This window comes from Collinsella sp. CLA-ER-H10 (assembly GCF_040092475.1).
GTDB lineage: Bacteria > Actinomycetota > Coriobacteriia > Coriobacteriales > Coriobacteriaceae > Collinsella.
Window position 1 is genome coordinate 1 of sequence record NZ_JBBNLM010000030.1, and the last position, 12,441, is coordinate 12,441.

At 60.4% G+C, this 12,441-nt stretch carries 8 protein-coding genes; 3 read left to right on the forward strand and 5 right to left on the reverse strand.

Annotated features, from left to right (window positions below; genetic code table 11):
* Positions 1-248 precede the first annotated feature (248 nt).
* Entirely contained in the window at positions 249-677 is a 429-nt protein-coding gene (locus tag AAAX36_RS09080) for a hydrogenase maturation nickel metallochaperone HypA (protein WP_349075182.1), read from the reverse strand.
* Positions 678-871: 194 nt separating this feature from the next.
* Positions 872-3,649: an FAD-dependent oxidoreductase gene (locus tag AAAX36_RS09085; protein WP_349075184.1), complete on the reverse strand. Its 2,778-nt coding sequence runs from the start codon at positions 3,647-3,649 to the stop codon at positions 872-874.
* Between the two features lie 189 nt (positions 3,650-3,838).
* Here AAAX36_RS09085 and AAAX36_RS09090 point away from each other — a divergent pair, with 189 nt between their 5' ends.
* The 3 genes from AAAX36_RS09090 (at position 3,839) to AAAX36_RS09100 (ending at position 7,302) form a co-directional block, all read left to right on the forward strand.
* Positions 3,839-4,501, forward strand: coding sequence for a TetR/AcrR family transcriptional regulator (locus AAAX36_RS09090; RefSeq protein WP_225094121.1), 663 nt, complete (start codon positions 3,839-3,841; stop codon positions 4,499-4,501).
* Between the two features lie 63 nt (positions 4,502-4,564).
* Positions 4,565-5,572 carry a DUF5692 family protein gene (locus AAAX36_RS09095; RefSeq protein WP_225094120.1) on the forward strand — a complete coding sequence of 336 codons (1,008 nt, stop codon included), beginning with the start codon at positions 4,565-4,567 and terminating at the stop codon, positions 5,570-5,572.
* Between the two features lie 233 nt (positions 5,573-5,805).
* The gene (locus AAAX36_RS09100; RefSeq protein ID WP_349075187.1) at positions 5,806-7,302 is read left to right on the forward strand and encodes a hypothetical protein; all 1,497 of its coding nucleotides are present in this window, start codon (positions 5,806-5,808) and stop codon (positions 7,300-7,302) included.
* A gap of 73 nt (positions 7,303-7,375) precedes the next feature.
* On the opposite strand, the gene AAAX36_RS09105 is transcribed toward AAAX36_RS09100, so the two are convergent.
* The 3 genes from AAAX36_RS09105 to clpB form a co-directional block, all read right to left on the reverse strand.
* The gene (locus AAAX36_RS09105) at positions 7,376-8,728 is read right to left on the reverse strand and encodes an ATP-binding protein (RefSeq protein ID WP_349075190.1); all 1,353 of its coding nucleotides are present in this window, start codon (positions 8,726-8,728) and stop codon (positions 7,376-7,378) included.
* Between the two features lie 321 nt (positions 8,729-9,049).
* Complete coding sequence (locus AAAX36_RS09110; protein ID WP_349075192.1) at positions 9,050-9,253, reverse strand: hypothetical protein; 204 nt, start codon at positions 9,251-9,253, stop codon at positions 9,050-9,052.
* Positions 9,254-9,385: 132 nt separating this feature from the next.
* The gene (clpB, locus tag AAAX36_RS09115; RefSeq protein ID WP_349075193.1) at positions 9,386-12,013 is read right to left on the reverse strand and encodes an ATP-dependent chaperone ClpB; all 2,628 of its coding nucleotides are present in this window, start codon (positions 12,011-12,013) and stop codon (positions 9,386-9,388) included.
* Positions 12,014-12,441 lie beyond the last annotated feature (428 nt).

Below are 12,441 nucleotides of genomic sequence, written 5' to 3' on the forward strand. Positions count from 1 at the left end.
CAGCCCGAGGGGATGTAGGAATGCGATAGGAAAGTCATAGATGCGGGCGTGTTGGCTAAAATGGGTCGGCCGGGATTGGTCAATCTCGGCCGACTATATTTGGCTAAATTATTCCGGCGCTAACAGCTTGACTATTTGCACGACTTATGCTCAACAAAACTACTCAAAAAAGTTGCGGTGAAATAGTTCTTGTTTAAGAGTCAGAAGGCTGGATTTAGGAACTATTTCACCGCAACTTATAGGGGATCCTAGACGATGTGGAGTGGGTTGGCGGCGTCGACGGCATCGGGCGCGTCGGAAGGGCCGTCGGGAACAGCGTCTGCCGGGTCCTCGTCGGGGGTCTCAATCTGCTTGATCATGACCTCCTGGCCCTGTAGCAGATATGTTTCGCCGCTGCCGCAATGGGGGCAGGTCTTGCCGTGCTCGACTGTCGAATAGTCGCGGCCGCACGCCTCGCAATGTGTCACGGCCTCGACGGGCTCCACAATAAGCTCCGCATCCTCGGTGATGGACTTTTTATCTGCCGCCCAGCGCCAAGCGTCGAGCAGCAAGTCGGGAACGACGCCCGAGACCTCGCCCAGCAGCAACGTCACGCTCGAGACGCGACCCACGCCATTGGCGCGCGCCACATTCTCGACATCGCGAATGATGTGATAGACGATCCCCAGCTCGTGCACTTTTAATTCCTTCCGCCGTTCTAACGAACGGCGGTCGGCTTGACGCTGCGCGAGTCCCAGACGGGCGATCTGCCTTTCAATCGTCGGGCATGGGCAAAAGCCCTATGCCCTCCTCTTTCAAGGCACCTCGCCACGCCTGGGACCCGCTCGCTGTCCAACCGCCCTCTGCGCCGTTCACTTACTTGTTAGGTCTCTTACTTCTTCCCAAATTTGATCTTAATTGCACGCTTCAATGCGTACTTGCCCAGGCTTGGGAGCTTTTGCTCGTATTTGACCATCGTGGAGCACTCGGGGCGATCGCGATCAAGATGGATGGCGTCAAACGCGCACTTGGTGGTGCACAGGCCGCAGCCGATGCACTTGTTAGGGTCGACGATCGAGGCGCCGCAGCCCAGGCAGCGGGCGGTCTCGGCGCGCACCTGCTCCTCGGTAAAGGTCTCAACATACTCGCTAAACGGCGCAGCCTTCTCGCGTTCGCGGTCCACATGCGCAACCTCGCGGCTCGCGTTGTCGTAGCTCTCGAGCACAACGTCGTTGCGGTCGAGCGCGGTGTAGCGGCGCTGGTTGCGGCCGATGGTGAGCGTGGAGCCCGGCTGCACAAAGCGATGGATGGACACGGCGGCCTCGTGACCGGCGGCGATGGCATCGATGGCAAAGCTGGGGCCGGTATAGACGTCGCCGCCCACAAAGATGTCTGGCTCGGCGGTCTGATAGGTCTGGGGATCGGCAAGGGCACCCTGGCCGCGGCCAAGCTCCACCTTGGAGCCAGCCAGCAGGTCGCCCCACACAATGGACTGGCCAATCGACATGACTACGCGGTCGGCATCGACACGACGCAGGTCGTTCTCGTCGTACTCGGGCGCAAAACGGCCCTCGTCGTCAAAGACACGCGTGCAGCGCTTGAAGGTGATACCGCACACACGACCGGCCTCGTCCAGGTGAATCTCCTTGGGGCCCCAGCCGCAGCTGATGTGAGCGCCGTCCTCAACGGCCTCGCGACGCTCCTCCTCGCTGGCGGGCATCTGGGCCTCGCTCTCCAAGCAGAACATCTCAACGTACTCGGAACCCAGACGGCAGGCGTTGCGCGCGACATCGATAGCCACGTTGCCACCGCCCACCACGATGGTGCGGCCGGGCAGCGCGTCAATCTTGCCACTGTTGACCTCGCGCAAAAAGTCGACGGCCACGGTCACGTCCTCGGCATCCTCACCCGGAATACCGGCAAGGCGGCCACCCTGGCAGCCGATGGCCACATAAAAGGCCTTAAAGCCCTGCGCGCGCAGCTCGTCGAGCGTCACATCGCGACCGACCTCCACGCCATAGCGGAACTCGGCGCCCATCAGGCGAATGATCTCGACCTCTGCCTCGATAACGTCCTTCTCCAGCTTAAAGCTGGGAATGCCGTAGGTGAGCATGCCGCCCGGGCGCTCGTTCTTCTCGAACACGACGGGCTTGTAGCCCTTCTCGGCCAGATAGAAGGCGCAGGACAGACCGGCCGGGCCGGCACCGATGATGGCGATCTTCTGATCGAAGCCGCCGGCACGCGTCGGCGTCACCACGGGCGGGACATAGCGGGTCGCGGCATCAAGATCGCGCTGGGCGATAAACTTCTTGACCTCGTCGATAGCCACGGCGGCGTCCACACGGCCGCGGGTGCAGGCATCCTCGCAGCGGCGGTTGCACACGCGGCCGCAGATAGCGGGCAGCGGGTTCTCGCGCTTGATGAGCGCCAGCGCCTCGTCATAGCGCCCCTGTGCCGCAAGCTTCAGATAGCCCTGAACGGCAACGTGCGCGGGGCAAGCCGTCTTGCAGGGCGCGGTGCCGGACTCGTGCGTCTCGATACGGTTATCGTTGCGGTAGTTGGGCGACCACTTGGTGTGGTCCCACTTGGTGGCATCGGGCAGCTCCTGGCGCGGATACTCGGGCACCTGTCCGCCGGCCTTTTTGCTGCAGAGCTTCTGGCCGAGCTTGGCGGCACCGGCGGGGCACACCTCAACGCAGCGACCGCAGGCCACGCACTTGTCCTTCTCGACCTTGGCGACATAGGCCGAGCGCGACAGGTTGGGCGTGTTGAACAGCTGCGAGGTGCGCAGGGCGTAGCACACGTTGACGTTGCAGTTGCAGATGGCGAAGATCTTGTTCTCGCCGTCGATGTTGGTGATCTGGTGCACAAAGCCGTTGTCCTCGGCCTGGCGCAGGATGTCGTAGACCTCGTCGCGGGTCACGTAATGGCCACGATCGGTCTCGACCACGTAGTCGGCCATATCGCCCACGGCGATGCACCAATCGGCCGGGTCGTCGGCGCAGCCCTCACCCATCACGCGACGGCTCGCGCGGCAGCTGCAGGTGCTGGCGGCATACTTACCCTCGTATTTGTCGAGCCAGTGCTCTATATGCTCAATAGGCACCGACGTGCTCGCGGCATCGATAGCCTTCTCGACCGGAATGACATGCATGCCGATGCCGGCACCACCGGGCGGCACCATCGGCGTGGCCTTGGACAGCGGTCCCTTGGACGCCTGCTCAAAGAACTTGGCATAGACCGGGTGCTCCTCGAGCTGGCTCACGCGCATGTTGAGGAACTCGGCGGAACCCGGCACCAGCATGGGCAGCACCCACTGCTTGGCGTGCTCGGGGTTTTCCCAGTTGTACTCGAGCAGACCCGTGTAGCTCATGTCGTCGAGCATCTTCTCGATATCGGCTTCGGGCATGCTGGTGAGCTTGACCATCTCGGGCAGCGTATAGGGACGGCGCATCTTCATCTTGCAGAGCACTTCGGCCTGCTCGTCGGTTGCGGCCTCGGCAAACGACCAGTACTCGTAGCCCAGCAGCTCGTCGCGGTGCAACAGACGGTTGGTGCAGTGCTCGCACAGTTTGACGATGGCCTCGCGCGGATGCTCCGGTATCGGCGGCACGAACTCAGCGCCGATATCGGGCTCGGTATAGCTAATCCCCGGTCCGTTGAGAATCATGGTTGTCCCTTCTCTTGCCACAGCCCAGCGAGACCGCGGCACCCCTCTTTTTTGCAGGCCGGGCATGCCCCCATGCCGTTCACCCGCCATTAGTTGACATTGTGTCAAAAATAGTATTGACGAACCGTCAACAATATTCAAGACTGTTAGGCGAACGGTCAGGCAAAAGAGGATGAAAGGCGGCAAAACATGAGCAACAACACAGCAGATACCTCTGTGGTCGATGCCGTTCCCGCATCCGATAGCGCGGCAAAGCGCCTGACGGGCGACGAACGCCGTCGCGAGATCCTCGATGCCGTGCGCACCGTAAGCTCCGAGCTGGGCGTGTCCCACCTATCGGTATCGGCCGTGACCAAGCGAGCCGGCTGCACGCGTTCATTGTTCTACCACTACTTTGCCGATATGGACGCCGCCGTCACCGCCGTCATGGACGAGGCGATCGACGGCTTTATCTCCGAACTCGAGCAGTGGAACGCCGACCGCACCGTCGGCGATATCGAAGGCGCGCTCGACACCGTCGCCCCGCTCTTTAAGCGCCTGGTCGCCAGCGGCCACGAGCTGCCGAGTACGCTCACCTCAAGCAGCGGCGCGCTCTACGGCGGCTTTTTGCACAACGTGGTCCAGCGTGTGGCGCAGTATATCTGCGACACCACCGTGGTGGACTTTGTCGCCCATCATGAGCTACGCATCGACCATGTCTACGAGACGTTCTACACCCTCATCATGGGGTTGTTGATGTATATCCGCACGCACCCCGATGTGCCCGACGAGACGGTCAAGGAAATCATCGCCTCGACACTCCACATCGAGGGCTATACCGCCAAGTATCCGGAGCGCAAGCCCCAGAACTGACGACATTTGGCCAAACTGCCCGCGATCAGAAGAGGGGCCGCGGGCGTGTGAAAGGAGAGCAGCATGCTGTTCGATGTTTGGGGTAGCGATACCCTTATCCACTGGGCCGGCTGGGCCATAGTCTTTATTGGCCTGATCGTGCTCAACGAGGTCGGCCGCCGCACCAAGCTGGGCGCGGCAATCATCTTTGGCGTGGCTCCGCTGGCCATGACCATCTACTGCGCCGCCATCGCCATCGGCGTCTCGCAGGGTGCCGAGTGGGCGCTCACCAACCCCACCCATGTGTACCAGAACAGCTGGTTCCACTACGCCAAGGTATACGCGGCGCTGGCCGGCTGCTGGGGCTTCATTGCCATTAAGTACCAGTGGGGCAAGATCGGCAAGGCACATTGGTTCCGCGCATGGCCGTTTGTGATCGTCGCCATCAACATCATGATTGCCGTCGTATCCGACTTCGAGAGCGCCTATCACTTCTTTGTCCTGGGCGAGTCCACCTGGGTCACCTCCGAAGGTGCTACGCAGCTGGCCGGCTGGAACAACGTGTTCAACGGCATTGCCGGTATCATCAACATCTTCTGCATGACCGGTTGGTGGAGCGTCTACGCCTCCGAGGATCAGACCGACATGCTGTGGCCCGACATGACCTGGGTCTACATCATCGCCTACGATATCTGGAACTTCTGCTACACCTACAACTGCCTGCCCACCCACTCCTGGTTCTGCGGCTTTGCGCTGCTGCTGGCGCCCACCGTCGCCGCCTTTATCTGGAACAAGGGCGGCTGGATCCAGAACCGCGCCTTTACGCTGGCCATTTGGTGCATGTTTGCCCAAGTGTTCCCGTACTTCCAGGAGGAGTCCATCTTTGTGACCCACTCCACGCTCGACCCCGGCGCCGCTACCGCGGTCTCGATTGCCGCGCTGATCGCCAACGTCGCCGCGATCATCTACATCGCCTACCGCGCCAAGAAGCTCGGTCGCAATCCCTACAAGCAGGATGTCTTTGAGGGCACCAGCGATTGGGAGAAGGCTACCGCTCGCCGCGCCAAGGTTGATTACGCGCACGCCGAGTAACGCGCCTGACGCAGACATCGCTTGAGCGCGAAGCAGCATAGCCGGCTCCGCGCAACTCAACGCATTGCAGAGCCCCCGGAATGTGATTCGTTCGCGTTCCGGGGGCCTTTTGCTGCCGCGAGGATGCGGCCGAACGATGCGCTCGAGTTAAATCGGATCTTATATTTCGCACGCGCTTTATATGGCTCCATTTTTGGGTACAGTGTTGTCCCGATATTGAGCTTGGGGGATATATGAAAGATGAGACGATGGGCCAAGAGGATGCGGCCCAAGATGCAGAAGCTTGCGCTGAGGCCTTGGAGAGCTTAGACCGGATTTCACTCGATGAGATTGCGTTTGACGATTCGGGCGTTGATGTGCAGGATGAGTCGGAAGCCGAGGCGCAGTCCGATGATCAGGACGCAGACGACGTTGAGCCTGCCGAAGATGAGGCAGATCATGAAGACACCGAATGCGAGGCCGACGACCAGCCCGAATCCGACACGAGCGAGGAAACCATCTTGCTCGACAGCTTGCCGGCCGAAGATTCGCTGACCCGCGAGCTTCCCGGCCTGGGCTCTGCGCCTGCCGTGGACGAGACCATCGCCATGGGCGATATCCCCCTACCGTCCGTTCCCTCAGCACGCGAGGCCGAGGTTCGCCATCGCAAGATGTCGCCCAAGCGCCGCAATTTGATGGTCGCCGGTGTCGTAGCCGTCGCACTTGTCGCGGGCGGCGCAGGCTACGCCGCATGGAACGGATACCAACAGGAGCAGGCTGCCGTTGCCGCCGCCAATGCGCACACGATGATGTCGGTGCAAATTGGCATGCGTGCCGCAGGGCTCGATTGCTCGACTGGCTCCAAGATTCCCGTACAGGTGAGCGGGCAGGACTCCGACGGCTCATCCGTGAGCGAAACGCTCTACGTTGATGAGCACGGCCGCGGCATCAAACTGCTGCCCGGCGATTACACGCTCTCCATCGCCGCCTCCCCCATCGCGGCCGACGGCACCATCTATACCGTCCCGACCACCAAGGCGCAGGTCACCGTTAAGAGCGATGGACAGGATTTAAGTGCCCAGGCCACCTTTAAGCTCAAGGTGCCTTCGGCCGACACGGTGACCGGCGACCAGATCGATGCCGCCGCCAAATATGCCGAGGAGGGAGGCGCGAGCTCCGCCGCTACCGCCAAGGTGCTCCAGCAGGCGGCAACCGCGCGGCGCGACGCCGCCGTCAATGCCGTGAGCGCGCAAAAGGCACAGGCATCCCGTGATGCCGACGCCCGTCACAAGGCAACCGACCTCTACCAGCTCGATATCCCCGTCGAGTGGTACGGCAAGGTCGAGACTTGGCAAAATGGCAGCACGCTATGCATCTATCTTGCCGGCGACAGCGATACGCCGATTGTGACGCTCGTCGCGGTGCGCGAGGGCGAGAGCTTTACGCCCGATGAAGGCGATACGGTTTTGGGTGCGGCCAATCTAGGCAACGGTTACACCGTCTATGCTAGCGGTCCTGTCTATCCGTATGTGGTGCCCCAGACTATCAACGGGCGCACCCAGGATCCCGTGTCGACCTACCCCATGGACACGGCCATTGAGCTTGTCGAGCTGACGACCGGCAACCGCTATACGTATAGTCAGATCAAGAACGACCTGGTTGGCAAAGACGGCAACGCAGACGCCGCCACCAAACTCGAGACCGACTACCTCGCGCAGATCCTACTGCCGAGTATCAAAGCCCAGGACTAGCCGGGCGCAGCAAGGTGCTCCCCAACCGCGATGAAGGAGCCAGGAGGTCCTAACCCCACAGGTCCATAGATGATCAGGCAAGAAGCCACTTCCATGCGGGCATAGCGTGTACCACACCGTGCTCGCATGGAATATCGGTCTGTTCATCCATGGTAACGATTGCCGACTCGCCAAGATCGAACTGGGCCATCGAGGCATCAAGCGCGGCAATTTCGCGCTCGCGCGTTTTCTCACTTGCCATATCCGCACTCACCTGAATCAGGCTATAAGCCCGCATGAGAAGCGCGTCCCCAGCCACAAAGTCCACCTCATGGCTTTTGCTCTTCTCTTTGATTAGCAGGCGGCAGACCGAGCCGGTCCTCACCGCGGGAGTCCTTCTCCTTAGCGCATTGAACACTGCGGTCTCGAGCCTCTGGCCCTGGTCCAATGCCGATGCGGGAGAGAATGCTCCAAACATCGCAGGGTCGACAGCGTAGACCTTAGACGCAGACCGCATGTTATTTGCCAGTGAACGCGTAAACTCCGGCACAGAAAATAACAGGTAGGCGTCCTCATAATACTCAAGTAAATCGCTGAGCGAATTACGACTGACGGGTATCTGTCTGCTCTTGAACTCGTTGTACACTTTGTTCACTGACAGCTCTCGTCCCGAAGATGCCATACACCGCGTCAAGAACAGCGATGCCAGGCGAGGGTTCTTGACGTCGTACCGTTCAACGACGTCCATGGCGACCGTTCGCGAAGCATATTCCTGTAGCAGCTGAATCGCGTCTGCAGGCGTCTGCTCAAGTGTCGCGATGAATCCCCCTCGTTCAAGATACCCGATCAGATGATGTCGAAGCAGCGCTGCATCGCTCGGGGAAAAGGTCGCATCTGGCTCGAAAACGTTCCCCGTCTTATATCGAACGTATTCCGAAAAACTCAACGGAAAAAGCTCCCGTATAAGAGAACGACCCCTGAACTCGCTCTTAAGCTCTGAGGACAGCATCTTAGAAGAAGATCCCGTCACATAGACGGTCGCTTTCTCCGTATCGACTACACGACGCAGAAACGCACCCCATTCGGGAATTTCTTGGATCTCGTCAAAGAAAATGTAAGCGCCCTCGATTCGAGCAACAGGATACAGCGCATAGAACGTGTCGAGCACGTCCGCCAGCAGCGATGGCTCATACGGGCGCAAGCGCTCATCCTCAAAATTGAAGTAAAGCATCCGGTCAAGCTTGACGCCCCGGCACTGAAGCCGCTGCATCTCCTGATACAGGCGATACGTCTTTCCACAACGGCGGGCCCCCACAATCACATTTACGATGTTGTCGCGCTTTGGCTCCTGTGGGTTTCCTAGATCAAGGTCTCGCTCAAAGACCTGCGGAACCCCCTGCTGTTCAAAGTCCTTTATTTTCTGGGCGATCAAGTCGTTGAATGCCATGATTCTCCAATCTTGCTCTCTAGCTAATCAAAATTATAGCGATTCTTGATTAATTAGAGAGCAAGATTGTGTGTAGCTTGATTAACACTTAAGCAAGTTTATCACCGTTATTGCTCCGAAGGATATCGAGTGGCTAAGAGGACAACCGAGCTCGAATGCGACTCCCCGAGCAGTCAATTTGGGACGGGGCTTTTTTGACTACCCTCCCCCTGTAGAAAAATCCCTAACGCAGTTGCGGTGAAATAGGGACTGTTTTTGCTGGTCAAACCGCAAAACAGTCCCTATTTCACCGCAACTTATTGGTGGCCTTTTGGGTGGCACTTAGCGCCACGGGTCAGCTTCGAACATTGGCTCGCGCTCGGGGCGGCGATCGCTGTAGGGATCGTAGCCGTCATCGTCCTCGTTCTCGGCACGGATGTAGGGGTCGCGCGGCTTGGGCGCCGGTTTGGGAGAAGCCTTCGGTGCGACCGGAGCGGCGGGCGCTGCCTCAGCAGCCGGTGCGTGCGTCTTGTTCTCGTCTTTCATCTGCATATCTCCTTGCCATGTACTCACGTTCAACACCATCGATTGTCGCACGAAAAAGGGCGGCGGACCCGATTGGATCCGCCGCCCTTGGCGTTTTGCGATGAGGGGCGGTTTTAAAGCCGGCCCCAAAATTTACTCGGCGTCGGGGACCTCGTAGGTGGCCGCCGGCGTGTTGTCGCACACGACGGTAAAGCCGCCGTCCTTGTCGACATCGACCGTCACCTGATCGCCCTCGCGCACCGTGCCGTCGATGATGGCCGCCGCGATGGCATCGACAACCTCACGCTGCACCAGACGCTTGAGCGGACGGGCACCAAAGACCGGATCCAGGCCGCCCACAGCAAGCATCTGCTTGGCCGCCGGGGTGATGGCAAGCGTCATGCGCTCCTTGGCCAGACGCGCGCGGACGTCGGCGAGCTGAATATCGACGATCTTTTCGATCTGCGCCATGCCAAGCGGATGGAACACCACGATATCGTCGATACGGTTGAGGAACTCGGGGCGGAAGGTCTGAGCCATGGCCGCGTCGACCTGATGACGCATCTCCTCCTCGTCCTTGCCCGAAAGCTCGGCGATAGCCTTAGAGCCCACGTTGCTCGTCATGATGATGATCGTGTTCTTGAAGGACACCTGGCGACCCTGACCGTCGGTCAGACGGCCGTCATCGAGCACCTGCAGCAGCACGTTGAAGACATCCGGATGGGCCTTCTCCATCTCGTCGAGCAAGATCACGGAGTAGGGCCTGCGGCGCACGGCCTCGGTAAGCTGGCCGCCCTCGTCGTAACCCACGTATCCCGGGGGCGCACCGATCAGACGCTGGACGCTGAACTTCTCCATGTACTCGGACATGTCGATACGCACGAGCGCGCGCTCGTCATCGAACAGGCACTCGGCCAGCGCCTTGGCGAGCTCGGTCTTGCCCACGCCGGTGGGGCCCAGGAAGAAGAAACTGCCGATGGGCTTGTCCGGATCGGAGAGGCCCGCACGGCTGCGGCGCACGGCCGCGGCAACGGCGGAGACGGCCTCATCCTGACCGATGACGCGCTTATGCAGCTCGCCCTCCAGGCCCTTGAGCTTGTCGAGCTCGCCCTGCATCATCTTGGACACGGGCACGCCGGTCCAGGCGCTCACGACCTCGGCGATCTCATCGGAGGTCACCTGCTCGTTGAGGCCCTCGCCGTCCTGCTGCTTTTGCGCCTCGAGCGCGGCCTCGGAATCCTGAATCTGCTGCTGCAGGCCCGGAATCACGGAGTAGCGCAGCTCGGACGCACGACCCAAATCGCCGTTGCGCGTCGCACGCTCCTCCTCGCTCTTGGCCTCGTCAAGCTGGCTCTTAAGCTCCTGCACGTGGTCAATGGCGTTCTTCTGGTTGAGCCAGCCGGCCTTTTGCACGTTGAGTTTTTCCTGGACCTCGGCAATCTCCTGGCGCAGGGCCTCCAGACGCTCCCTGGAGGCGTCATCGGTCTCTTTCATGAGCGCCTGTTCCTCGATCTGCAGCTGAGTGAGCTGACGCGTGGTGGCGTCGATCTCGACCGGCATGCTGTCGAGTTCCATGCGCAGGCGGCTTGCCGCCTCATCGACCAAATCGATGGCCTTGTCGGGCAGGAAGCGGTCGGCGATGTAGCGATCAGAGAGGTCGGCAGCTGCCACGAGCGCGCTATCGGTGATATGCACACCGTGGAAGATCTCGTACTTCTCCTTCAGACCACGCAGGATCGAAATGGTGTCCTCGACGGTAGGTTCGCTCACCATAACGGTCTGGAAACGACGGGCGAGCGCCGCGTCCTTCTCGATGTACTTGCGGTATTCGTCGAGCGTGGTCGCGCCGATCGCGTGCAGGTCGCCACGGGCGAGCGCCGGCTTGAGGATGTTGCCGGCGTCCATGGAGCCCTCGGTGGCACCCGCGCCCACGATGGTGTGGAGCTCATCGATGAACAGGATGACCTTGCCCTCGGACTTTTGCACTTCCTTGAGCACGGCCTTCAAGCGGTCCTCGAACTCGCCGCGGTACTTGGCGCCGGCGACCAGCGCGCTCATGTCGAGCTCGATGAGGTCGCGGTCGCGCAGGGTGCTCGGCACGTCGCCGGCCACGATACGCTGGGCGATGCCCTCGACGATGGCCGTCTTGCCGACGCCCGGCTCGCCGATGAGCACGGGGTTGTTCTTGGTGCGACGGGACAGGACCTGGATGGTACGGCGGATCTCGTCGGTACGGCCGATGACCGGATCGAGCTTGCCGGCGCGGGCGAGGTCGCAGATGTTGCGACCGTACTGCTCCAGCGCCTCAAACTGCGTCTTGTCCTCGGCAGACGTCACGCGGTCATCGCCGCGCAGCTCCTCGTAGACCTGCTCGATGCGCTCCTTGGTGACGCCGGCATCGCGCAGCACGCGGCCCGCCTCGCCCTTGTCCTCGGCAAGTGCCATCAGCAGATGCTCGGTCACCACAAAGCTGTCGCCCATCTTGGTGGCCTTCTTCTCGGCCTTTTCGATGACGCGGACGAGCTCGTTGGACAGGCCCATCTGCTGGCCCTCGCCCGAAACCTTGGGCGCGTGGTCGATGGCATCCTGTGTGGAGCGTGCGAGCTGAGCCGGGTCGGCACCAATGCGCTCGATGATCACGGAGATATTGCGCTCGCCGGCACCGAGCAGGGCAGACAGCAGATGAATCGGCTCCACCGCGCCGGCCTGCGCATCGGCAGCCGTGCTCATGGCGGTCTGCAGCGCCTCGCGCGACGTCATTGCTAGCTTATCGATTCTCATGGAATCACCTCTCTTGGGGCGGCCGCCCTACGGGGCGGCTTCACGTTGTTCGAGAAGTATTGTTGCCAGCTTTGCGCGATCTTATACACAAATCTAAGTCTCTATATATAAGATTTTCTGAGTGATTAAGTGATAGGAAGCAGGCACTCTCACCAGCCGCGGCCTCGTCCCCTTACCATCTCAATCTGTAACATCTAGCGACTGTTTATGGCTCCAGATGTTACAAATCAAGATGAAATGACCAACGGCGCCCGTTTGTCTCAATCTGTAACATCTACTCGGCAAATAGAGCCCTATCTGTTACAAATCGAGACGAACAGAAGACGCCCGAATCGAAAATCTAAATCTGTAACACCAAGCCCACTTTTAGCGGCCAAGATGTTACAGATCGAGACAGACCGAAAACCACCACAAAGGTGCCTGTGAAC